Genomic DNA, 23793 nt, shown 5'->3' with positions numbered 1-23793 from the left:
CACTGTCTGAGAAGTCGGCGAGCAAAGGCTAGACAAGGCGAAATTTTTTGAAAATGCGGAGTTTACAAGGAGTCAATGAGCAATTTGATCGGACTCGCGCGCGAGAAGGTTTTCAACGCCGTATAGCCGCGCACAGGCAGTTTTCAGAAATTGCCTGGGGGCAAACCAGAGGAGCGCGAGATGAGACATACAAGGGGCCTGCTGCTGGCCGCCATGCTGGCCGTACCCGGCATCGGTCAGGCCTTTGAGCTGTCCGAATGGTCGACGGTGACCGAGGCCGCCAGCGGCCAGACCGTGTACTGGAGTGCCTGGGGCGGGGATTCCCGCGTCAATGGCTATATCGACTGGGTGGCCGAGCAGGTCGACGCGCGCCATGACATCGAGCTGGTTCACGTCAAGGTCGGCGATATCGCCGAGACGGTCAGCCGAATCCTGGCCGAGAAGTCGGCCGGCAATAAACGGGAGGGCGCCACCGACCTGATGTGGATCAACGGCGAGAACTTTGCCGCCATGAAGGAGCGTGACCTGCTCTACGGGCCCTGGGCCGAGCAGCTACCCAATTTCCCGCTGACCGCGCCCGAGCAGAACCCGGAAGTGCGCGAGGACTTCACCCTGCCCGTAGAGGGCTACGAGGCGCCCTGGGGCCGGGCGCAGATCACCTTCTACCACGACAGCGCCCGGGTCGCAGAGCCGCCGCGCAACATGCCGGCCCTGCTGGACTGGGCCCGGGAGAACCCCGGTCGTTTCACCTACCCCAAGCCACCGTCCTTTTTCGGCACCAGCTTTCTCAAGCAGGCCCTGTTGGGGCTGACCGACAGCCCCGAAGTGCTTTACGAGCCCGTTGACGACGCCGATTTCGAGGCCGTCACGGCGCCCCTGTGGCGCTATCTCGACCAGCTCCATCCGCACCTGTGGCGGGAGGGCCAGGACTTTCCCGCCGGCGGGCCGAAGATGCGCCAACTGATGGGCGACGGCGAGCTCAGCCTGGCCTTCACCTTCACGCCCACGGCCCCGGCGGCGGGCGTACTTGACCATCAGTTGGCACCCAGCACGCGCAGTTACTATCTCGGCGAGGGCACTCTGGGCAATGTGCACTTCGTGGCGGTCCCCTTCAACGCCCAGCACAAGGCCGGTGCCCTGGTGGTCGCCAACTTCCTGATGTCACCCGAGGCCCAGGCGCACAAGCAGGACCTGAGTGTCTGGGGTGATGCCACGGTCCTCGATATGTCACGACTGTCCGCCGAACAGCAACAACGCTTCGAGCCAGAAGGTCGCGCCGCCGCGAGTCTGCCGCCGCAGAACGCCGGCACGCTATTGCGTGAGCCGCATCCCTCCTGGATCGAGCCGCTCGAAAGCGCCTGGCGGCAGCGCTACGGCAGTCAATGACAGCGGCGCTGTCCTATCGGCTGGTCATCCGAAGCCTGCCCTGGCTGACCATCGGCCTGCTCAGCCTGCCGGTATTCAGCGGCCTGGCCGGGGCTCTGGCGCCGGCCTTCGGCTGGCTACCGGCCCTGGGTGGCGAACAGCTGAGCCTGGCCCCCTGGCGCGAGCTGGCTCGGGTACCGGGGCTGAATGACATGCTGCGCCTCAGCCTCGTCTCGGGGCTGGGCAGTGCGGCCATCTCGCTGGCGGTGGTGGTGCTGTTTCTGGGCAGCTTCCTGCAGTCCCCGGTGTACCGCCGCCTGCGGCGCTGGCTGGCGCCACTGCTGGCCGTGCCGCATGCCGCCGCGGCGATCGGTCTGGCCTTCCTGCTGGCGCCTTCCGGCTGGGTGATGCGGATTCTCTCACCCTGGCTGACCGGCCTCGACTACCCGCCCGATTTCGCCTTTCCCGGCGACAGCTGGGGGCTGGCGCTGATCCTTGGCCTGGTCATCAAGGAGGTTCCCTTCCTGCTGTTGATGAGCCTGGCGGCGCTGGTGCAGTGCCGGGCCGATGAACGCATGACAGTGGCCCGCAGCCTGGGCTATCCACCCCTGACGGCCTTTCTCAAGACGGTGATGCCCGGGCTTTACCCGCTGCTGCGGCTGCCGGTCTATGCGGTAATCGCCTTCGCCACCGCCAATGTGGAGGTGGCCATGATCCTCGGGCCGACGACCCCCTCGACGCTGGCGGTGGCCGTGGTCGGCTGGCTGCATGACCCCGACCTGACGACGCGCTTCATGGCCTCGGCCGGCGCCCTCTTGCAGTTGCTGGCCACCCTGGCGGCCCTGCTCGGCTGGTGGTTGATGGAGCGCCTGGTGGTGCGTCTCAGCCGCGGCTGGTGGCAGGATGGTCGCCGCCACTGCGGGGAACGCGGCTGGGCCCTGGTGGCCCGCTGGGCCATGCGCCTGGTGCTGGGCCTGATGCTGCTTGCGCTGGCCGGGCTGGCGCTGTGGTCGGTAGCCGGTTACTGGCCCTTCCCGCAGTCGCTGCCCTGGCCGCCCACCCTCGGCAACTGGCAGAACGCCGCCGACGGACTGCTGAGCCCGGTGGCCCAGTCGCTGGCGGTGGCGCTGGGGGCCACCCTGCTGTCGCTGGTGCTGGTGCTGGGCTCGCTGGAAGCCGAGACGCTGCGCCGCCGCCCCCTGCGCCCCGGCGCTCAGCTGATCCTGTATCTGCCGTTGCTGGTGCCCTCGGTGGCCTTCCTGTTCGGTCTGGTGATGTTGCAGGCCCAGCTGGGCCAGCAGCCGGGTCTGCTGGCGGTGATCCTCGGCCACGCGGTCTTCGTGCTGCCCTACTTGTTTCTGTCGCTGGCCGAAAGCTACCGGCGCCTCGACCCGCGCTGGGCCCAGCAGGCGCGCAGCCTGGGCGCCGGCCCCTGGCGGGTATTTATGGGCGTGCGCCTGCCCATGCTGCTGGCGCCCATCCTGACCGCCGCGGCGGTCGGCTTTGCCGTGAGCATCGGCCAGTACCTGCCGACCCTGCTGCTCGGTGCCGGCCGAGTGGAGACGCTGACCACCGAAGCCGTCAGTCTGGCCAGCGGCGGCGACCGTCGACTGACGGCCATCCATGCCCTGCTGCAACTGGCACTGCCGGCACTGGGCTTTGTACTGGCGCTGTTGCTGCCACGCCTGCTGTTTCGGCGGCGGCGTGGCCTGTTGTTGTCACACTGACCGGAAGACACGCGTTCATGGCGACCCTGCACCTCGACAATGTTCAGATTCATCAGGGCCAGCAGTTACTGCTGAGCCTCGACACCGCCATCGCGCCCGGCGAGATCGTGACCGTGATGGGCCCCTCCGGCGTGGGCAAGTCGACCCTGCTGGCGTATATCGCCGGCTTTCTGAGCCCGGCCTTCCAGGCCAGCGGGCAGGTGCGGCTGGATGACACCCGCCTCGACACCCTGCCCGCCGAGCAGCGCCACCTCGGCCTGTTGTTCCAGGATCCGCTACTCTTCCCTCATCTCGATGTCGAGGGCAACCTGGCCTTCGGCATGCGCCGCGACGGCCGAAGCGGTGAACGCCGTGAGCGCATCCGGGCGGCTCTGGCCTCGGTAGGGCTGGAGGCCTTTGCGCGGCGCGACCCGGCCACGCTTTCCGGCGGCCAGAAGGCACGGGTCGCGCTGTTGCGGGTGTTGCTCTCGGCGCCACGCGCCATACTGCTCGATGAGCCCTTTTCCAAACTCGACGCCGCGCTGCGCGACGAGATCCGTCAATGGGTCTTCGAGCGGGTTCGCGACCATCACCTGCCAACCCTGATGGTGACCCATGATGAAGCCGATGCCCGGGCCGCGGGCGGACGCATCCTGACCCTGTCCGCAGCGTGACGCCCCGATCACGATGCCCACGCCAGAGGAGACCCGCATGTTCCACGCCCCCTTGTACCGCCCCCTGCTGCTGGCGCTGCTGAGCCTGGCCACCAGCAGCGCCAGCGCGGCCGGCATCCAGTTCAGCGCCAGCGATATCGCCGGCTGGCCGACCCGATCCTTCGAGGGCGAGAGCCAGTATCGGGTGATTCGGGAAGATGGCCGTCAGGTACTGCAGGCACGCAGTCAGGGCCAGGCCTCGGCCAAGTACCTGGAGCGCGATATCAACCTCAACGAAACGCCCTACCTGCACTGGTGCTGGAAGGTCGACTCTCGCTATGCCGGGATTGATGAGCGCAGCAAGAGTGGCGACGACTACCCCGCCCGCCTCTATGTGGCGCGTAAGACCGGGCTGCTGCCCTGGCAGCTAGAGTCCGTGAATTATGTCTGGTCCTCGACCCAGCCCCAGGGAAGCCGCTGGCCCAATGCCTTCACCGAGCGCGCCATGCTGCTGGCCTTGCAGGGCGCATCCTCGCCGCTGAATGAATGGCGTGGCGAGGTCCGCGATATCCGCGCCGACTTCACGTCGCTGTTCGGCGAGGACGTCGAGGAGATCAATGGCCTGGCCTTGATGAGCGATGGCGACAACGCCGGCGGCGATGCGGTGGCACACTTCACCGCTGTCGGCCTGGCCGCGAGCCCGACACCCCCGAACTGTCCACCATAACTGTCCACCATGATACCGCCGGATAGCTCGACCACCATGGCGATGCGCCGGCCAGAGGCATCACCTGGCCCGATCATCGTTGTATTGCCACAATTCATCTAAGCACCAGCCAGGAGCCCCGTCATGGCGCCATCCGAAGTGGAGTGGCCCGACTCAACCGGCGATCATGAGGCCAAGCCGTCGGCGTCTGAGCGGCAACAGCGGCTCGAGGCCCTGAGACCGCGCTTGATCAGCTTTGCCCGCCTGCAATTGCGTGATGCCCACGAAGCCGAGGACATCGTGCAGGAAACCATGATCGCGGCCATCGAGAAGAGTGATCACTTCGATGGTCACTCGCGCTACGAAACCTGGGTATTCGGCATTCTCAAGCACAAGATTCTGGATGCCTTTCGCACCCGCAAGCGCCAGCAACAATGCCAGGACTGGGAGGACCCCGGCATCGAGGCCGAAGTCGACCAGCAGTTTCAGGACTCTGGGCGCTGGGCCGTGGCGGCGCGTCCACGGCATTGGGGGGATCCGGCCCAGACCCTGGCCAGCGAGCGATTCTGGCAGGTCTTCGATGTCTGCATGACCGCACTGCCTGAAAAAACCGCTCGCATCTTCACCATGCGCGAGTTTCTGGGACTTTCGACCAGTGAGGTCTGCGAGGAGGCCGGTATCAAGGAAAACAACTGCTGGATCATCCTGCATCGCGCGCGCTTGAAACTCAGGGCCTGCCTGGAAAAGGGCTGGCTGACGGAGGAATGACCATGAAAATGTTGATGTGTCACAAGGCCACTCGCCTGATGTCGAAACGTCTGGATGTAGCGCTGACACGCAAGGAAAGGCTGGCGCTGACATTGCATCTGGCCATGTGCGGCGCCTGCAAGAACTGCAACCGCCAACTGACGCTGATCCACACGGCAGGCCATGAGTACGCAGAGCAGGCCTGGCCCAGCGACTCGCAGACGCCGCCCCGGTGAGTGCGTCCGAGACCACAGCGCCAGGCGACCAGGATATCCTGACACGCCTGCTGCAACCCATCTTCCTGGGCAGCCATTTCTACCATGCCGCCAAACACTGCGGCGAGTGGCTGCTGAACCACCAGCATGCGGTAGCGCCGAGTTTTCATCTGGTCACCGAGGGCCAGTGCCGGCTCACCTGGCAGGACTGCCAGGAGGAAATGCTGGCAGAGCGCGAGCTGGTCTTTTTTCCCGGGGACACCCCCCACCGCTTGATGCCGGGTTCTCGGGAGGCCATCTGCCACCCGAGCATGGTCTCGCTACGCAGCCCGCAGCCGGGTACCGGACTGGTATGTGGGCAGTTCCGCTTTCTCCACGATGTTCCCCCGACCTGGTTTCATCAACTGCCGCGCATCGTGCGTCTTCCCGTGGCGCAACGGCACACCGCCCTGGACCAGGTGGTGAACGCGATCATCGACGAGATGACCCGCCATGACAGCCCGGGCCATGAGCTCACCGTCAATGCCTTGGCCAATGCCCTTTTGACCATGCTGCTGCGACACTGCCTGGAGCACGCCCTACTGGATCAGCGTAGCCTCGGCGCCTTTCTCGACCCGCCCATCAACCGGGCCATCAGCCTGTTGCACGAGGACCCGACACGCCACTGGACAGTGGCACAACTGGCGACACAGGCCGGGCTGTCACGATCCAGCCTGAGCGAGCGCTTCCCGCGCGTGGTCGGCACCACAGTGGCCAATTACCAGGCCAGGCTGCGCATGATACTGGCCGATCAGGCGCTCGCCAGAGGAGAGAGTGTGATGGGCGCCATGCTGGCCAGCGGCTACCGCTCGGAATCCACCTTTCGCAAGGCCTACCAGCGCATCCGTGGCATGCCGCCCAGGCGACTTCACCACCCCTCGGCCTGACACCCGGCAAGGGACGAACGATGCGCCCCACCCCAATGCCTGGACGCTGCGACATGAACGTCGGACGCAGCAACGCGCAGCCCCTGTCCCATCGGGCTAGTATCGAGATGCTGTATTCACACCTTTCAGGAGGACAGCATGACCGATTTCACCCTGCACACGCCCGAGAGTGCCCCTGCCGAGTCTCGCGAGCGGCTGAGCGCCGCGCAGCAGAAGATGGGCTTTGTGCCCAACCTCTTCGCCATGATGGCCGAAGCGCCGGCCTTGCTCGAGGCCTACCAGACGCTCGATGAGATTTTCTCGCGCACCAGCCTGAGTGCGGCGCAACAGCAGGTCGCCCTGCTGGCCATCAGCTCGCTCAATGGATGCAGCTTCTGCGTGGCTGCGCACACGGGTGGCGCACAGGCGGCACAAGTCGCGCCCGGCGAGATCGACAAGCTGCGCGAGCTGAGCAACCCCGACGATCCGAGACTGGCGGCCGTGGCGCGTTTCGCCAAACACCTGGTCGAGGTGCGCGGCTGGGCCAGCGACGACGAGATCCAGACCTTCCTGGCCGCCGGCTTCGAAAAGCAACAACTGCTGGAACTGGTCATTGCAGTCAGCCTCAAGACCCTGTCCAATTTCACCAACCACATCGTCGAGACACCGCTCAATGACGAGTTGAAGTCACTCGCCTGGCAGAACCCGCGGAACTGACCGGCCGGCACGAGCTTGATCAGGGCGGCATACCCCAACGGGATGCCGCCCTTTTGTTTGCCATCCAGCATCGCCTGTAAGGATGCGAGCCATTTCGCGACCAAATCCACATGAACGGCGTCCAAGCCGTTACCCTGAGCACCAGGCCAACTGCCCAAACCAGGATTCAAGGAGAACCGGTGAAACCTTACCGCTTAGTGATCATTGCCGTGATTGTCGCCCTGGTGGCCGTATTTTTCGGCACCGGGCTCGATGACTACCTGACCCTCGCATCCATCCAGTCGCTGCAATCGCGCTTCGATCAGTGGTTCGCCGCTTCGCCGTGGCTGGTGGCCGGTGGCTTCTTTGTCATCTATGTGCTGATGGCCGCGCTGTCGCTGCCCGGTGCCGCCCTGCTGACCCTCCTGGGGGGCGCCCTGTTCGGCCTCGGTTGGGGCCTGTTGCTAATATCCTTTGCCAGCAGCATCGGCGCCACCCTGGCGTTCCTGCTGTCGCGCACCCTCTTCCGCGAGACCGTGGAGCGGCGCTTCGCACGCCAGATCGAGACCATCAACCGCGGCGTCGAACGCGACGGTGCCCTCTACCTGTTCAGCCTGCGCCTGGTGCCGATCTTTCCGTTCTTTGTCATCAACCTGGTGATGGGCCTGACCCGACTGCGCACCCCGGTGTTCTATGCAGCCAGCCAGATCGGCATGCTGCCCGGCACCTTCGTCTACGTGAACGCCGGTCAGCAACTCGGCCAACTGGAGTCCATGGGCGGCATCGTCTCGCCCTCGCTGCTGCTGTCCTTCGCGCTGCTGGGCATCTTCCCGCTGGTGGCGCGCTGGGGCGTCGACTGGCTGCAGCGCCGCCGACGCTATGAGGGCCATCAGCGGCCGGCACGCTTCGACTACGATGTGCTGGTGATCGGCGGCGGCTCGGCAGGACTGGTCACCAGCTATATCGCCAGCGCCGTGAAGTCCCGTGTGGCGCTGGTCGAGCGCGAGGCCATGGGCGGCGACTGCCTGAACACCGGCTGCGTGCCCTCCAAGGCGCTGATCCGCGCCGCCCGTGCCGCTCAGCAGGTCCGCGAGGCGCCGCGCCTGGGGGTGCACGCCGGCGAGCCGCGCATCGACTTCGGCGAGGTCATGAATCACGTCCACCAGGTGATTCGCGAGGTGGAACCCCACGACAGCGAGGAGCGCTACACCGGCCTGGGGGTCGAGGTACAACGCGGCTCGGCGCACCTGACATCGCCCTGGACGGTGGATGTCGATGGTCGCCGCCTGAGCGCCCGGCATATCGTCATCGCCACGGGAGCCACGCCCTTTGTGCCGAATATCCCCGGCATCGAGCAGGTCGAGGTGCTGACCTCCGACAACCTCTGGTCGCTCACCGAATTGCCCGAACGCCTGTTGGTCATGGGCGGCGGGGCCATCGGCTGCGAGCTGGGCCAGAGTTTCGCCCGCCTGGGCAGCCAGGTCACGCTGGTTGAGGGCACGCCTCAGTTGCTGGGCCGCGAGGACGCGGAGGTCGGCGAGCTGGTCGAGCGCACCCTGAGCGACGAGGGCGTCAGGGTGCATACCGGCACCCAGGCGGTGGAGGTCTGTGTCGAGGCAGGCGAGAACAGGCTGGTGGTCGAGAACGCCGCCGGCGAGCGCTCGCGCCTCGCCTTCGACCGGCTGCTGGTCAGTGTCGGCCGCCGGGCCAATGTCGAGGGGCTGGGGCTCGAGGAACTGGGCATCACCACCCGCGACAACGGCACCCTGGAAGTCAACGAGCAGTTACAGACCCACCTGCCCAACATCTGGGCCTGTGGCGACGTGGCCGGCCCCTATCAGCTGACCCATGCCGCGGCCCACCAGGCCTGGCATGTGGCCGTCAACGCCCTGTTCGGCGAGTTCAAGCGCTTCCGGGTCGACTACCGCATCATGCCCGCCGTGACCTATCTGCAGCCCGAGGTGGCGCGGGTCGGCCTCAATGAACGCGAGGCGCAGGCTCAGGGCATCGCCTACGAGGTCACCCGCTATGAGATGGCCGAGAGCGACCGCGCCATCGCCGAGCGTGCCACGAGCGGCTTCATCAAGATCCTCACGCCTCCCGGCAAGGATCGCATCCTGGGTGCCACCCTGGTCGGCGAGAATGCCGGCGAATGGCTGGCCGAAGTCACCCTGGCCATGAAGCAGGGCATCGGCCTCAACAAGCTGCTGGGCACCATTCATCCCTACCCGACCCTCTCGGAAGCCGTGAAAGGCTCCGCCGGGCTTTGGAAGAACGCCCACAAGCCGGAGCGGGTACTGGGCTGGCTGGCCCGCTATTTCGCCTGGCGGCGCGGTAACACTGCGGCCCCGGAGGTCACCCCCGACAAGGACCAGCGCACCGAGTAAGCAAAAAAGGCAGCGCTCGCATATTTAGGCGGCTAGCTTTAAACTCGCAGCACGATGATCCACGATCCTGGCCCCGCGCCAGGATCGTTTTTTTGTCAGCGAGGAGCGCCACCATGTCGTCACTGCCCCGGGGCCACAACCCGCGCCTGGCCGAGATTGCCCTGGGCCTGGGCGGCTTTGGTATCGGCACCAGCGAGTTTGTCATCATGGGCCTGCTGGAGCGGGTCGCCGGTGATCTGCAGGTCGCCAGTGCCGAGGTAGGCTATGCCATTTCCGGCTATGCGCTGGGCGTGGTCGTCGGTGCACCACTGATTTCCGCGCTGGCGGCGCGGGTGCCGCGTCGTCCGCTGCTGATCGCGCTGATGCTGGTCTTTGCCGTGGGCAATATCGCCAGTGCCATGGCCACCTCGCTGTGGCCCTTCGTCGGCCTGCGCTTCCTGGCCGGCCTGCCGCATGGCGCCTACTTCGGCATCGCCGCCCTGGTGGCCGCGGCCGCGGTGCCGGTAGCGGAACGCGCCAGGGCGATAAGCCGGGTGATGCTGGGCCTGACCTCGGCCATTGTGGTGGGGGCGCCGCTGGCGACCTGGGTCGGCCAGTGGCTGGGCTGGCAAAGTGCCTTTCTGGGCGTCGGCCTGGTCGCCCTGACCACGGCGGTCCTGATTCGCCTCTGGGTGCCCAGCCAGCCCCACGACCCCAATGCCAGCCCGCGACGTGAACTCACGGCCCTGATCAAGCAGCGCGTGCTCTACACCCTGGGCGTCGGCAGCATCGGCTTTGGCGGGATGTTCGCGGTCTTCAGCTATGTGGTGCCCACGCTTTCCAGCCAGGCCGGCATGGCCGAGACACTCGGCCCCTGGGTGCTGGCGATCTTTGGCGTGGGTACGATACTCGGCAACCTGGCCGGTGCCCGCGCGGCGGACAAGAACCTGACCCGGGCCATCCCCTGCATTCTGGTGTGGTGCCTGCTGGTTCAGGGAGGTTTCTACTTCGCCGCCAACCATCTGATCACCGGTCTGATCTTCGTCGGCCTGGTGGGCACCAGCATGGCCCTGGGCCCGGCCCTGCAGACCCGGCTGATGGATGTTGCCGGCGATGCCCAGACCATGGCCGCCTCGATGAACCATGCCGCCTTCAACGGCGCCAATGCGCTGGGGGCCTGGCTGGCAGCGGTGGTCATCAAGGCTGGAGCCGAGTGGTCGTCATCCGGCCTGGTGGGTGCCGGACTGGCCTTGTGCGGCCTGATGGTCTTTGCCATCGGCCTGTGGCAGGAGCGGCGAGACATCCGCCTGTCCACGGCCGCTTGAGCCCAGGAGCGACGCGGCCTGGGTCCCATCATGGCCCGCTGTGTCGGGGCTGGGGCAACGAAACGAGATATGCCATACTCCTCGTCCCATGAGCCGCCCATTGCTTAGGACCCCTGCCCATGCCACAAGGTACGCTGTTCATCGTTTCCGCTCCCTCCGGCGCCGGCAAGACCAGCCTGGTACGCGAGCTGATCGAGAGCCTCGACGGCCTCAAGGTATCGGTCTCGCATACCACCCGCCCGCGCCGGCAGGGCGAGGTCGACGGCGTGAACTACCACTTCGTCGATCATGCCGAGTTCGAGTCGTTGATCGCGCAGGGCGAGTTCTTCGAATACGCTCAGGTGTTCGACAATCTCTACGGCACCTCGCGGGGCGCCGTGGAAGCCCTGCTCCAGGCCGGCCAGGATGTCATTCTGGAAATTGACTGGCAGGGCGCTCGCCAGGTACGCGAACGCTTTCCGGAAGCCGTCTCGGTCTTCATCCTGCCGCCTTCCCGGGACGAGCTGGAACGTCGCCTGGCCGGTCGCGGCACCGATCAGCATGCCGTGATCGCCTCGCGCATGCGCGAAGCCATCAGCGAGATGTCGCATCATCATGAGTATGACTACCTGGTGATCAATGATGACTTCACCACGGCACTGCGCGAACTGCAGTCGCTGGTCACCGCGCAACGCCTGCATCAGCGCCGGGCCGGCCCGCGCCTGGCCCCGCTGCTGGCAACGCTCTTGTCAGAAGCACCGGGCGTCGAGTAATCTAAACCGTCTATCCACTGGAATCCCTGGGGGCGTCATGACGCCGGCCGGGGCTTTTCCCGTCAGCATTCAGGAAGGCACCCATGGCCCGAGTCACCGTCGAAGATTGTCTGGAAAACGTCGAAAACCGCTTCAAGCTGGTGATGATTTCCACCCACCGTGCCCGTCAGCTCTCCCGCGGTTCGCGTGATGCCCTGCTGCCCTGGGAGAACGATAAGCCCACGGTCATGGCGCTGCGCGAGATTGCCCAGGGCCAGGTCGATGCCAGCGTGCTCGACGAACCCATCGAGGCCTCCCAGCCGCCGGTACGTCGTGAATACAATGTCGCCGATGACCAAGGGGATTCACTGGACGAGTGATCCCTTCCAGCGCAGGCCCGGCCCTTCGGGCCTGCCGATCCGCTTCCGGACTGACACGACCTTCGGGGCTTTCACGACCTCTTCAAGGCGCGCTGTATGTTCACCATCGATGACCTGGCAGACCGTCTCGGCGGCTATCTACCTCAGGATGAGATCCAGCAGGTCAAGCGTGCCTTCTATTACGCCGAACAGGCACATGACGGCCAGCGTCGCCGCTCCGGCGAGCCCTATGTGACACATCCGCTGGCGGTCGCTAATATTCTCGCCAACATGCACATGGACCACCAGAGCCTGATGGCCGCCATGCTGCATGATGTCATCGAGGATACCGGGATCGGCAAGCAGGCCCTCGGCGAGCAGTTCGGCCAGCCGGTGGCCGAACTGGTGGACGGCGTCTCCAAGCTGACCCAGATCACCTTCGAGGACAAGGCGGTCGCCCAGGCCGAGAACTTCCAGAAGATGGTGCTGGCGATGTCCCGCGACATGCGGGTGATCATCGTCAAGCTGGCCGACCGTCTGCACAACATGCGCACACTCGGTGCCCTGCGACCGGACAAGAAGCGGCGCATCGCCCGCGAGACGCTGGAAATCTATGCCCGGATCGCCAGTCGCCTGGGCATCAACACTATTCGCGTCGAGCTCGAAGACCTCTCCTTCCAGGCCTTGCACCCCATGCGCTCCGAGCGCATCAAGCGCGCCGTGGCCAGTGCCCGAGGGCATCGCCGGGCAAGCATCCGGCAGATTCAGGACAGCCTGCAGAAGAGCCTCGACGACGAGGGCTTGAAAGGCTCGGTGGTCGGCCGACAGAAGCACCTGCTGTCGATCTATCGCAAGATGCGCGACCAGCGCAAACCCTTCGCCGAGATCATGGATGTCTTCGGGTTTCGCATCATCACCCAGGACGTGGACACCTGCTACCGCATCCTCGGCGTGGTACACAACCTCTACAAACCGGTGCCCGGGCGTTTCAAGGACTATATCGCGATTCCCAAGGCGAATGGCTACCAGAGTCTGCACACCACCCTGTTTGGCGCCGGTGGCATGCCCATCGAGGTGCAGATCCGCACCCGCGAGATGGAGGCCATGGCCAACAACGGCATTGCGGCCCACTGGCTCTACAAGGCCGGGCAGACCGAACACCCCATCGCCGAGGGCAGCCATGCCCGGGCGCGCGCCTGGGTCAAGGGCCTGCTGGAAATGCAGCGCCATGCCGGCGACTCCCTGGAGTTCATCGAGCACGTCAAGAACGATCTGTTCCCGGACGATATCTACGTCTTCACGCCCAAGGGCGACATCCGTGAGCTTCCCCAGGGCGCCACGGTGATCGACTTCGCCTACAACGTGCATACCGATATCGGCAACCGCTGCATTGCCTGTCGCATTGATCGTCACCTGGCACCGCTGTCGACACGCCTGGAAAGCGGTCAGACCCTGGAGATCATCACCGCGCCGGGCGCCAAGCCGAATCCGGCCTGGCTCAACAATGTGGCGACCGCCAAGGCGCGCTCGGCGATTCGTCATGCCCTCAAGCATCAGCAGCAGACCGAGGCCGCCCAGCTCGGCCGCCGCCTGCTCAACAAGGCGCTCTCGGCCTACGAGACCAGCCTCGAGGAGCTTCCCGATGAAGCCCTGGATGGCGTGCTGCGAGAACTGGATATGGCCGATGAGGACGCCCTGCTGACCGCCATCGGTCTTGGCTCGCGGGTCGCTCATGTGGTCGCCAGGCGCCTGGTCGCGGTACCGGAAGGGGCGTCGCAGAACGTCGAGCCCCCGTCGGCCCGGGAGCCGATCATGATCAGCGGCGCCGAAGGCATGGTGATCAAGTATGCGCGCTGCTGCCATCCGTTACCGGGCGACAAGGTGGTGGGCCATCTTTCGGCCGGCAAGGGCATCGTGGTGCATCGCACAAAGTGCCGTAACCTGGCAGAGCTGCGCCGCGACGATCCGGAAAAGCTGTTTGCCCTCAGCTGGGTCGACCAGGGCGATGAAGATTTCCCGGTGCCGTTGCGCCTCGAGGTCGAGAGCCGTCGCGGCCTGGTGGCCGAACTGGCCAGCGTGGTGACCGATGCCGATGCCAATATCGAGCGCATCGATATCGAAGAGCGCGACGCCCGGCTCTCCATCGTCAGCCTGACCCTGGCGGTGCACAACCGCGGCCATCTGGCGCGCATCATCAAGCGACTGCGCAACCTTTCCCACGTCAGCAAGATCAGCCGACTCGGCAATTGATCCCTGCCTGCCCGGGCCTGTCGCCGATGGCGTCAGGCAGGGTTGGCTATTTTCATTATCATCACAATATCAGCAAGGGAGCACACCATGAGCAACAAGGCCGTCATCAATACCCAACAAGCGCCTGCCGCCATCGGCCCCTATTCCCAGGCGATCAAGGCGGGCAACACCGTCTATCTCTCCGGGCAGATTCCGCTGGACCCAGCGACCATGGAGCTGGTCTCCGACGACTTCGAAACCCAGGCCCGTCAGGTCTTCGCCAACCTCAAGGCGGTCTGCGAGGAAGCCGCCGGCGGCCTTAAGGATGTGGTGAAGCTCAACCTCTACCTGGTGGATCTGGATAACTTCGCCATCGTCAATCAGATCATGGAAGAGGTGTTTGATACGCCTTATCCGGCGCGTGCGGCGGTGGGCGTCAAGGCGCTGCCGAAGGGCAGTCAGGTCGAGGGGGAAGCGGTGTTGGTCATCGGCGACTGAGGAAAGGATGATTCATTGCTGCGCTCGATATCCTGGCCGCCGGCGGTGCCGAAGCGTCGGACCGTCACTATCCTCATGTAGCAGGCGGCGAAACGCCTTCGCGAGGGCGCTGTGAACCCTTCCCTGGGCGCTACCTTTGCCATCCCTGGCAAAGGACCCTCACTCTGGCGATGTCGCCGCTTCGCCTGGAGGCCAGCCTTGCCATGCGTCTTTTCCTCGCGCTGATTCCCCCGCCCGAGCTGCGCCGGCAGCTCGGGCAGCTGGGCGATGCGGCTCACGCCCCGTGCGGTGGCCGGCGCATCGTCGATGACAACCTGCACCTGACCCTGGCGTTTCTGGGCGAGCGGTCCGCGGCGGAGGCCGAGTCGCTGAGTCGCTGGCTGGAGCGCCAGGTATTTGGCGCGGGGCAGTGGCGGCTGGATCGCTGGGGCTATTTTGCCGGGCCGCGCATCATCTGGGTGGGTGGCCCGGGGTCCGCTGAGCTGCAGCGGCGTCAGGCGTCGCTGGTCGCGTCGCTGAAGGGCTTTGGCATCGTGGTGCAGCCTCGGCAGTTCAGGCCGCACATCTCGCTTTTGAGGAACGCCTCTCCCCCGCCTGACACCGACTTGCCCAAGGTCGGGCTGGATTGGTCCTATGCGCGTGTCTCACTGGTCAGTTCGGTGCCCACGCCACACGGCAGCCGCTATACCACCCTGGCCCAGTCACGCCCTCAGGATGACGCCTTCTCCGGCAAATGACCGCCGGCCCGCAGAACCTCGGTATAGCCCTCGCGGAAGGTCGGGTAACGGAAGCGATAACCGCTATCCAGCAACCGGGTATTGTCACAGCGCTTGCTGGCCCGGCGGCGCAGCGGCGACTGGATGGTCTCGCTGGACTCGACCTTGAGCTGCTTCGCCATCCAGGTCATGACGTCATGCAGGGGGGCGGGTTCGCAGTCACTGGCCAGATACAGCTCGTGCAGGGCCTCGCCGTCCAGCGCCTTGCAGATGAGATGGGTCAGAACGCCAGCACAGTCATCGCGATGAATACGGTTGGAGTACATGACCGGGGTGGCGGCGGCGATGCGGCCTTCCTTGACCTGACGGATCAGGCGGTCGCGCCCCGGGCCGTAGATACCCGAGAAGCGCACCACACTGCCCGGCAAGTCATGCTCGATCAGCGCCTGCTCGGCCTCGCGCATCAGGCTGCCGGAGAAGCCGGTAGGCTGGGTCTCGCTTTGCTCATTGACGACTTCCCCGTCCTGCTGAGCATAGACACCGGTGGATGAGACAAAGAACAAATGGCGCGGTGGCATCTCGCGCCGGCCCAGTTCGGCAAGCACCGTCTTCAGCCCGTCCGGGTAGGCGGCCCGATAGGCATCCTCCTCGAAGCGATCCGCACTGACCACGTAGACCACGATGTCGGCATCCGGCAGCGTCTTCAGCGCCTCGGCGTCGCCCAGGTCGAGGGACATGGCTTCCAGGCCGCTGTCGGCCAGCTTGCTTGCCTCACGACGCACCCCTACAACCCGGTGGCCGGCCTGCTGCAGTTGGCCACCGAGGATGGTACCGATGTCGCCACACCCGAGAATCAGCGTTGTTGTCTTCACTCTACTTTCGCCCCCTGATAAAAAGTCTCTATCATACGAGGATGCCTTGACGGCGGGACCCATTACCCAGATGACAGGATGCCCGGCACCACGATGACTCTAACAGAACTCCGCTATATCGTAACCTTGGCTCAGGAGCACCATTTCGGGCGCGCCGCCGAGCAGTGCTTCGTCTCCCAGCCCACGTTGTCAGTTGCCGTGAAAAAGCTCGAGGAAGAACTCGGCGTGGCACTCTTCGAGCGCTCCAAGTCCACCGTACAGGTCACCCCCCTGGGGGCGCGAATCGTCGAACAGGCTCAGCGCGTGCTCGAGCAGAGCAGCGTGATCAAGGAGCTGGCCACCGCCGGCCGCGACCAGCTCGCCAGCCCGTTGCGGATCGGCGCGATCTACACTATCGGCCCCTATCTGTTCCCGCATCTGGTGCCCGAGCTGGCCCGCCAGGCCCCGCAGATGCCGCTGTACATCGAGGAAGGCTTCACCGGCGACCTGCGCCGCAAGCTGCGCAGCGGCGAGCTCGACGCCATCATCGTCGCCCTGCCCTTCACCGAGACGGATGTGGTGACCAAGCCGCTGTATGACGAGCCCTTCGAGGTACTGATGCCGGCCGATCATGCCTGGGCCAACTGCGAGGCCATCGCCAAGGAAGACCTGCTGGAAGAGCGCCTGCTGCTGCTCGGCGAGGGCCACTGCTTCCGCGACCAGATTCTCGAAGCCTGCCCGGCCATCAGCCACAAGCTCAACAGCCCCAACAATACGCTGACCGCCGAGGGCGGGTCGCTGGAGACCATTCGCCACATGGTCGCCTCGCGGCTGGGCATTACGGTACTGCCCCACTCGGCCATCGGCCATCACTACGCACAGGGCCTGCTGACCACGCGCCCCTTCGTCGATCCGGCCCCCGGCCGTACCGTGGCGATCGCCTGGCGCGCCAGCTTCCCGCGGCCGCAGGCCATCGATGCAGTGACTCAGGCCATCGCCACCTGCCGTGCTCAAGAACCGGCCATGGCATGACACAGCTCGACGCCCCCGTCACCAGTCTCAAGGGCGTCGGCGAAGCGCTGGCCCTCAAGCTGGCTCGGCTGCGCATCGAGAGCGTGGCCGACCTGCTGTTTCACCTGCCCCTGCGCTATCAGGACCGCACCCGTGTCACGCCCATCGCCACGCTGCGCTCGGGCAGCGAAGCCGTGGTGGAGGGCGAGGTCGCGGCGGCCGAAGTAGTGCGCGGGCGGCGTCGCAGCCTGTTGGTGCGCCTGCGTGACGGCTCGGGCATCCTCAGCCTGCGCTTCTTTCATTTCTCGCCGGCCCAGCAGCAACAGTTCCGCCCCGGGGTGCAGGTGCGCGCCTTTGGCGAGGCCCGCGCCGGGGCCACCGGACTGGAGATCTATCACCCGGAATATCGCCTGCTGAGCGATGCCAGCGCCCCGGTGGAAGACCACCTGACACCGATCTACCCGGCCACCGAGGGGCTCCACCAGACCCGCCTTCGCGCCCTGATCGGCCAAGCACTGGAGCGCCTGGAGGCCGCCCCCGAGGAACTCCCGGAATGGCTGCCCGAGGACCTGCGCCAGCGCTTTCGGCTGCCGGCCCTGCACGACTGTCTCAAGACGCTGCACCTGCCCCCGCCGGACGCCGACCCGGAGGCCCTGGCCGAGGGCAGGCACCCAAGCAGCCGGCGCCTGGCCCTCGAGGAGCTGCTCGCCCATCAATTGAGCCTGCGCGAGGTGCGCCTGCGCATCCAGCAGGATGGCGCGCCGCCGCTGCCGGACGGCCGCGGCCTGCAGGCCCGCTTCCTGACCCAGCAGCCCTTCTCGCTGACCGGGGCCCAGCGCCGCGTGCTCGACGAGATTCGCGCCGACCTGGCCGGCGAGATGCCCATGCTGCGCCTGGTGCAGGGCGACGTGGGCTCCGGCAAGACCGTGGTGGCCGGCATAGCGGCCCTCTCGGCCATTGCCGGCGGCTGCCAGGCGGCGATCATGGCGCCCACCGAGATCCTCGCCGAACAGCATTACCGCGCCTTCCGCGACTGGTTCGAGCCACTCGGCATCGAGGTCGCCTGGCTGGCCGGCAAGCTCAAGGGCAAGGCCCGGCTGGATACCAAGGCAGCGATTCACGACGGCCGGGCACGGATGGTGGTCGGCACCCATGCCATCTTCCAGGGCGATGTACACTTCCAGCGCCTGGGCCTGGCGATCATCGACGAGCAGCACCGCTTCGGCGTCCACCAGCGTCTGGCCCTGCGCGAGAAGGGCGAAGCCGGCGGCCTGACACCACACCAGCTGATCATGACCGCCACGCCGATTCCGCGCACCCTGGCGATGAGCGCCTACGCCGACCTGGATGTCTCGGTGATCGACGAATTACCTCCCGGGCGCACGCCGGTGAAAACCGCCGTGATTCCCGACGAACGCCGCCCCGAGGTGGTCGAGCGCATTCGCTATGCCTGCGACCAGGGCCGGCAGGCCTACTGGGTGTGCACCCTTATAGAGGAATCCGAAGCCCTGCAGTGTCAGGCCGCCGAGGCCACCCGAGACGAGCTGGAAGAAGCGCTGTCGGGACTCAACATCGGCCTGGTGCATGGCCGCATGAAGGCCAGCGAAAAGGCCGAGGTCATGGCCGCCTTCAAGGAGGGCGAGCTGGACCTGCTGGTGGCCACCACCGTCATCGAGGTCGGCGTCGATGTACCCAACGCCAGCCTGATGATCATCGAGAACCCTGAGCGCCTGGGGCTTTCACAGCTTCACCAGCTACGCGGCCGCGTCGGCCGCGGCTCCACCGAGAGCTACTGCCTGCTGCTCTATCATCCACCGCTCTCCGAGACCTCGCGCCAGCGCCTGACGGTGATGCGCGAGACCACCGACGGCTTCCGCATCGCCGAACGCGACCTGGAAATCCGTGGCCCCGGAGAGGTACTCGGCACCCGCCAGACCGGCCTGGCGCAGATGAAGATCGCCGACCTGGAGCGCGACGCCGACCTGCTGCCCCAGGTCTCGCCCCTGGCCGAGGCACTGCTGGCCAGCCGCCCGGACGCCAGCCAGGCACTGATTCGACGCTGGCTCGGTGAAACCGCCGATCGGTACGGGCAGGTATAGCCGCGAGCGCCGGGGCGACGCCCCGGCTACGAGTAACGAGCGGCGAGATGCAAGATAACAAGCCCGAAAACCCAGCTCGAAGCTTGAAACCCAAAGCATACGAGCATCGAGATGCGAGATACGAACCCCGAAAACCCAGCTCGTGGCTCGAAGCCCGTAGCTCGTAGCTCGTAGCTCGTAGCTCGTAGCTCGTAGCTCGTAGCTCGTAGCTCGTAGCTCGTAGCTCGTAGCTCGTAGCTCGTAGCAGCCTAACCCCAACTCCTCGCGGGCCAAGGTTTTTTCTTATCCCGTCGAGCGACACCATATGATCAGGCGTTACGTCCGTCTTGACGTACGTAACCGAAGGCGCACACTCAAGACAACGACACATGCAAGGGGGCGTCATGAGCGGCATCACAGCAACCGAGGCGCGTAGCAACCTGTATCGATTGATCGACGAAACCGCCGAGTCTCATCAGCCCATTATCATCATGGGCAAGCGCAACAAGGCGGTGCTGGTATCCGAGGAAGACTGGTCGGCGATTCAGGAGACCCTCTACCTGCTCTCCGTGCCGGGCATGCGAGAGTCGATTCGCGAGGGTATGGATACCCCGGTGGATGAATGTGGCGAGTAGCTGGACTGGTGACATGGAAGCTGGTTTACACCAGGCAAGCACAGAAGGATGCAAAAAAACTGGCCTCGAGCGGCCTCAAGCCAAAAACCCAGGCATTATTGGCACTGATTGCAGAAGACCCTTTTCGCCGACCACCTCCGTTCGAGAAGCTGGTCGGTGATCTGAACGGCGCCTATTTACGCCGCATCAATATCCAGCATCGTCTGGTCTATCAGGTGATCGAGGATGAGCGCGTAGTGAAAGTACTCAGGCTCTGGAGCCACTATGAATGAGGTTTGGCCCGCCGCCGTTGCCGGTCGATTCTGCCAGCCCCACACAGCCTCAGGCATCGTGGCAACGCCTCACCTTACAAGCCTGGAGCCCGATCCATGCTGAACAATGTGCAAAAGCGGTATCGAGATCGTGCCAACCGGGCACGCAGAGCCCTGCTGAAAGAGAAAGAGACTTATGGCCAGGTTTCCGACGTGGTCTCATCGTCCTTGAGGGCGGCGAGGGCCACCTTGGCCTTGAAGTCGACGCTGTATTGCCTGCGTTTCCTGCTCATGATCGGGTTCTCCTGTCGGAATGATCAGAGCTTAGCACCTGGTCCGAATTTCGGGGTCCACTTCAGTATCTAGCTTCACCCCCAGAGGGAAGGCTGGTGCCGGGATTAGTGGGTCACGTTTTTTCTTCAAGCTTAAAGCTTACGGCTTATAGCTCCGGGCGGAGCCCGGGCGGGTTTTCTTCCCTCTTCAAGGCGCGTAGCGCCGTTCTTCCCTCTTCCTTCTTTAGCGACGCCAGCCGCGTTCTTCCTGCTTCAAGCTCCCGCCGCGTTCGGTTGGCCGATGGCGCGGGCGGCGTGGCGCAGGGGGACCAGTTGCTGACCGATCAGGGTCAGTTGGGTATGCAGTAGATTGGGGGCGTCGTGTTGAGGCTCGGCGTCCAGCGCAGCCAGGGCGTCATGCAAGCGGGGGTCCTGCTCATCTACCGGGCCCTGGTCGCGCAGGCCGGTAGCCAGCTCGGCCAGCGAGCCTTCGATGGATTCGGCCGCCTGCGCCACCGGCCCGGCGTAATCCTGGGTGCGCTCACCGCGATGCGCCCCGAGGGCCGAGAGGTAGTTGAGCAGGGTGTGCGAGTGCAGCAGAAAACGCAGCCCCTCATCGGCATCGCGGCGGAAGCGCTCGGGTTCCTGCAGCACATTGCCGATCAGGGTCGACAGCTCGGCATCGGCATTGTGGGCGTTGCGCCTCGCCAGCCGATAGGTCAGGTCATCACGCTTGCCATGGCGGTATTGATCGAGGATGGCCTCGAGATAGGCGCGGCTGGCCTCCAGGGTGGCCGCGGCCTGCTGATGAAGCTGCCGTCCCTGCCAGTCGGGCAGGATCAACAGCACCGCCAGACCGGCAATGCCCGCGCCCATCAGGGTATCGAACAGGCGCGGCCAGATCAGCCCGAAGCCATTGCCCACCTGGTTGAAACAGCACAGCACCATCAGGGTAATGAAGCCCGTCGCCAGCATGTAACGACGCCCGCGCAGGGCAAAGAAGGCTACCCCGGCCATCACGGCAACACCGATCTGCACCAACGCGGCCGGAAACAGCGTGATCAGGGCCCAGCCCGCCAGCAAACCGATGATGGTACCCAGAATGCGTTGTCGCAACAGACGGCGGGTAGCGCCGAAACTGGGCTGACAGACGAACAGGCTGGTCAGCAGAATCCAGTAGCCCTGGGTGGGGTGAATCCAGTGGAGCAGGCCATAACCCGCCACCAGGGTCAGGGTCAGGCGCACCGCATGGCGAAAGATCGCCGAGCGCGGCGTCAGGTGATCCAGCACCCGTTCGCGGACATCGCTCAGACCATGCGGGGTGCGATCGTACAGCGAGGCATCTTCATGGGAGTCGGGGCCTTCCGGGTGGCGGGCACGCCCGAGAAGATCCTGCAGAGTGGTCAGGTTATCGGCCAGCGCCCGCAGATGCGGCAGCAGCGACTGCCATTCGTGGCGCGATTGGGCCCCCAAATGCTCCACCGAGGCGTTGAAATCCTCCAGCGCCATCTCGCTGCGCCCCTGCGCGAAGGCGCGATTGAGCAACAGCGAGCGTCCCAGCTCGCGGCACGTCTCGCCCTGCTGCGTCAGCAGGCGCTGGGCGCGAAAGAGGACGTCATGGTGAAAGAAGGCCTCGCTCAGCTCGTGATACGGATAATGCGTCGAGCTGGCCCGTTCATGGATGTCCTGGGCGATGAAATACAACCACAGGTAACGGTTCAGCTTGCGGCTGCGGCTCTCCTGGAGACGGCGAAAGATCATCTCCTTGGTCTGATTGAGCGCCGCGACGACACGCCCGTTCTGGTGCGCCAGCTCATAGCGGTGTTGCTCGACATCCAGGTCACGCCGCGGCTCGAACAGGGTCGACTTGAGCTGTAGATAGCGGCTCAGCTCACGAAACACGCGGGCCAGTGAATGCTTGAGGGGCTGACGGGAAAACAGCCGACACCAGACGACCGAAATCACGCCGTACCAGGCCGCTCCGGCCACCAGCAGGGCCGGCTCCCGCCAGATATTCTCCAGCGCCGGGGTGGCACGGTTTTCCAGGCTGATCATGGTATAGGTGGCGAGAATCAAAGTGGCGCGGGCGATGGTCGCGTAACGCTGGTTCACCGCCCCCAGCATGGTCAGGCCAAAGGTGCTCACCGCCAGGCCCACGACGAACCACAGCGGCCTGTTGAACAGCACCTCGACCGACAGGGCAGCCACGGCAAAACAGCCCAGCGTGACCAGCAGCGCCCGCCAGCGGCCCTGCCAGTGATCGTCGGTCTCCGACAGCGCACTGGCAATGATGCCCAGAAACAGTGGGATCAGGCTGTGCAGCGCCGTGAACCACCAGCACACCAGCACCACACCGGTGAAAGCGATGAAGACGCGCAGACTGTAAGCGAAGGAATCCAGCGCCCAGAGACGACGCAGCGAAAGGAACAACGATGACAGCGACATAAGCTCCAGAAAAGCAGTCGGCGAGGCGCAAGCGCCCTGCCAGTTCAGACTTTAGTATAACGCTTGCCGCTGAAATGTCCGACCCCGCCCCTCAACGCTCTGAGCGGCCTCTCGCGCCGATAATCTAGGAAGGTTCGTACACCGAGCCTCACCAGGCTCGTCGCTCGCGGCGCGTAGCCCACAGCTCGCCACTCGGGCTTTGAAGCTCATCGCTCGCTACCCGCAGCGCGTAGCTCAAGGCTTACATATCGGCGAGCAGCTTCTGAAGGCGCGTCAGGTCGCCGGAGTCGCCGACCAGGCGCACACGGCCGTCCATCATGCCGGTGAGAAAGGCTTTCTGGTTGGGTTTGCGCAGGATGCGCACTGCCGCGGCGGCGCTTTCGAAGCGCAGCTCCAGGTCCAGATCCACCGGCAGGCCAGTGGCCGTCTCGATACCCTGGGGCGACATTCGATAATGACGCGAAATGGAGAGATCCTCGGTGGCGATCCCCCAGTCCAGGCCGCGCATAGCGGTAAGACGCTCGCGAAAACCTGGCTTGCGACGCAGGGCGCGCTTGAGCATGACACCCAGCAACCACAGCATAATCTTCAGCTTCATGGGGAATATCCGAGGCAGAGTCGTGAATATGGGAGACTCACGGCTCACCAGCGCGGGCGAGCCGTGCCGGGTCGCGCCATTACTTGGCGACCGCGTCCTTCAGGCCCTTGCCCGGCTTGAAGGCGACCGTCTTGCTGGCCGGAATGGTCAACGACTTGCCGGTCTGCGGGTTCTTGCCGGTACGTGCCGCTCGCTCACGCACCGTAAAGGTGCCAAAACCGATCAGCGACACATCCTTGCCGTCAGAGACACTGCCCGTGATTTCATCAAGAATCACATTGAGAACCTGACTCGCCTTGTCCTTGGACAAATCAGCACGCTCGGCAATCGCCGCCGCGAGTTCTGGTTTACGCATAAAAGCCTCCTTCCTTGTTTAACTGCTTCAAGCCTTGTTTGACTGCCGGATGGAGCCAACCGCCGGCCATTTTGTGGTTG

At 65.0% G+C, this 23793-nt stretch carries 23 protein-coding genes; 19 read left to right on the top strand and 4 right to left on the bottom strand.

The window, feature by feature from the left end; genetic code table 11:
* Window positions 1-180: 180 nt before the first annotated feature.
* The 15 genes from QWY74_RS03675 (at window position 181) to thpR (ending at window position 15238) form a co-directional block, all read left to right on the top strand.
* Window positions 181-1386 (top strand): ABC transporter substrate-binding protein, encoded by a 1206-nt coding sequence (locus tag QWY74_RS03675; protein ID WP_290313758.1) that lies wholly within the window; start codon window positions 181-183, stop codon window positions 1384-1386.
* Window positions 1383-3092, top strand: a complete 1710-nt coding sequence (locus tag QWY74_RS03670; RefSeq protein ID WP_290313757.1) for an ABC transporter permease — start codon at window positions 1383-1385, stop codon at window positions 3090-3092. The genes QWY74_RS03675 and QWY74_RS03670 overlap by 4 nt, the downstream gene beginning before the upstream one ends.
* A gap of 17 nt (window positions 3093-3109) precedes the next feature.
* Window positions 3110-3745, top strand: a complete 636-nt coding sequence (locus QWY74_RS03665; RefSeq protein ID WP_290313756.1) for an ATP-binding cassette domain-containing protein — start codon at window positions 3110-3112, stop codon at window positions 3743-3745.
* Between the two features lie 37 nt (window positions 3746-3782).
* Entirely contained in the window at window positions 3783-4451 is a 669-nt protein-coding gene (locus QWY74_RS03660) for a DUF3047 domain-containing protein (protein WP_290313755.1), read from the top strand.
* A 123-nt stretch (window positions 4452-4574) separates the two neighbouring features.
* Window positions 4575-5198, top strand: a complete 624-nt coding sequence (locus tag QWY74_RS03655; RefSeq protein WP_290313754.1) for a sigma-70 family RNA polymerase sigma factor — start codon at window positions 4575-4577, stop codon at window positions 5196-5198.
* A 2-nt stretch (window positions 5199-5200) separates the two neighbouring features.
* On the top strand, window positions 5201-5413 hold the full coding sequence (locus tag QWY74_RS03650; protein WP_290313753.1) for a zf-HC2 domain-containing protein: 213 nt from the start codon (window positions 5201-5203) through the stop codon (window positions 5411-5413).
* A complete protein-coding gene (locus QWY74_RS03645) occupies window positions 5410-6318 on the top strand; it encodes an AraC family transcriptional regulator (RefSeq protein WP_290313752.1) in 909 nt (302 codons plus the stop codon). Before QWY74_RS03650 ends, QWY74_RS03645 begins: the two co-directional genes overlap by 4 nt.
* 138 nt (window positions 6319-6456) lie before the next feature.
* Window positions 6457-7014, top strand: a complete 558-nt coding sequence (locus QWY74_RS03640) for a carboxymuconolactone decarboxylase family protein (RefSeq protein WP_290313751.1) — start codon at window positions 6457-6459, stop codon at window positions 7012-7014.
* A 179-nt stretch (window positions 7015-7193) separates the two neighbouring features.
* Window positions 7194-9380 (top strand): dihydrolipoyl dehydrogenase family protein, encoded by a 2187-nt coding sequence (locus QWY74_RS03635; RefSeq protein ID WP_290313750.1) that lies wholly within the window; start codon window positions 7194-7196, stop codon window positions 9378-9380.
* A gap of 113 nt (window positions 9381-9493) precedes the next feature.
* Window positions 9494-10684, top strand: coding sequence for an MFS transporter (locus tag QWY74_RS03630; protein ID WP_264826133.1), 1191 nt, complete (start codon window positions 9494-9496; stop codon window positions 10682-10684).
* 119 nt (window positions 10685-10803) lie between these two features.
* Complete coding sequence (gene gmk / locus QWY74_RS03625; protein WP_264826132.1) at window positions 10804-11436, top strand: guanylate kinase; 633 nt, start codon at window positions 10804-10806, stop codon at window positions 11434-11436.
* Between the two features lie 83 nt (window positions 11437-11519).
* Window positions 11520-11795, top strand: coding sequence for a DNA-directed RNA polymerase subunit omega (gene rpoZ / locus QWY74_RS03620; protein ID WP_264826131.1), 276 nt, complete (start codon window positions 11520-11522; stop codon window positions 11793-11795).
* A gap of 96 nt (window positions 11796-11891) precedes the next feature.
* Window positions 11892-14024 (top strand): RelA/SpoT family protein, encoded by a 2133-nt coding sequence (locus QWY74_RS03615; protein WP_290313749.1) that lies wholly within the window; start codon window positions 11892-11894, stop codon window positions 14022-14024.
* 87 nt (window positions 14025-14111) lie between these two features.
* Window positions 14112-14501, top strand: coding sequence for a RidA family protein (locus tag QWY74_RS03610; RefSeq protein ID WP_264826127.1), 390 nt, complete (start codon window positions 14112-14114; stop codon window positions 14499-14501).
* Window positions 14502-14704: 203 nt separating this feature from the next.
* Entirely contained in the window at window positions 14705-15238 is a 534-nt protein-coding gene (thpR, locus tag QWY74_RS03605) for an RNA 2',3'-cyclic phosphodiesterase (protein ID WP_290313747.1), read from the top strand.
* Here the strand turns inward: thpR and QWY74_RS03600 are convergent.
* Window positions 15211-16089 (bottom strand): NAD(P)H-binding protein, encoded by an 879-nt coding sequence (locus QWY74_RS03600; protein ID WP_290313746.1) that lies wholly within the window; start codon window positions 16087-16089, stop codon window positions 15211-15213. The two genes, thpR and QWY74_RS03600, sit on opposite strands and share 28 nt — an antisense overlap.
* Window positions 16090-16182: 93 nt before the next feature.
* Here QWY74_RS03600 and QWY74_RS03595 point away from each other — a divergent pair, with 93 nt between their 5' ends.
* From QWY74_RS03595 to QWY74_RS03580, 4 genes are all read left to right on the top strand, one after another.
* Complete coding sequence (locus QWY74_RS03595; RefSeq protein ID WP_264826124.1) at window positions 16183-17100, top strand: hydrogen peroxide-inducible genes activator; 918 nt, start codon at window positions 16183-16185, stop codon at window positions 17098-17100.
* Window positions 17097-19178 (top strand): ATP-dependent DNA helicase RecG, encoded by a 2082-nt coding sequence (gene recG / locus QWY74_RS03590; protein WP_290313745.1) that lies wholly within the window; start codon window positions 17097-17099, stop codon window positions 19176-19178. Before QWY74_RS03595 ends, recG begins: the two co-directional genes overlap by 4 nt.
* 383 nt (window positions 19179-19561) lie before the next feature.
* Complete coding sequence (locus QWY74_RS03585; RefSeq protein ID WP_290313744.1) at window positions 19562-19792, top strand: type II toxin-antitoxin system Phd/YefM family antitoxin; 231 nt, start codon at window positions 19562-19564, stop codon at window positions 19790-19792.
* 8 nt (window positions 19793-19800) lie between these two features.
* Window positions 19801-20064 (top strand): Txe/YoeB family addiction module toxin, encoded by a 264-nt coding sequence (locus QWY74_RS03580; RefSeq protein WP_290313793.1) that lies wholly within the window; start codon window positions 19801-19803, stop codon window positions 20062-20064.
* A 524-nt stretch (window positions 20065-20588) separates the two neighbouring features.
* Here the strand turns inward: QWY74_RS03580 and yccS are convergent.
* The 3 genes from yccS to QWY74_RS03565 form a co-directional block, all read right to left on the bottom strand.
* Window positions 20589-22760 carry a YccS family putative transporter gene (gene yccS, locus QWY74_RS03575; protein WP_290313743.1) on the bottom strand — a complete coding sequence of 724 codons (2172 nt, stop codon included), beginning with the start codon at window positions 22758-22760 and terminating at the stop codon, window positions 20589-20591.
* Window positions 22761-23001: 241 nt separating this feature from the next.
* A complete protein-coding gene (locus QWY74_RS03570; RefSeq protein ID WP_264826119.1) occupies window positions 23002-23358 on the bottom strand; it encodes a hypothetical protein in 357 nt (118 codons plus the stop codon).
* A gap of 79 nt (window positions 23359-23437) precedes the next feature.
* Window positions 23438-23713, bottom strand: a complete 276-nt coding sequence (locus QWY74_RS03565) for an HU family DNA-binding protein (protein WP_264826118.1) — start codon at window positions 23711-23713, stop codon at window positions 23438-23440.
* Window positions 23714-23793: the final 80 nt, after the last annotated feature.

This window comes from Halomonas almeriensis, from assembly GCF_030409235.1.
Taxonomy (GTDB): domain Bacteria; phylum Pseudomonadota; class Gammaproteobacteria; order Pseudomonadales; family Halomonadaceae; genus Halomonas; species Halomonas almeriensis.
The sequence above is the reverse complement of the archived record's forward strand: the minus strand, read 5'-3'. Positions and strand labels throughout refer to the sequence as shown.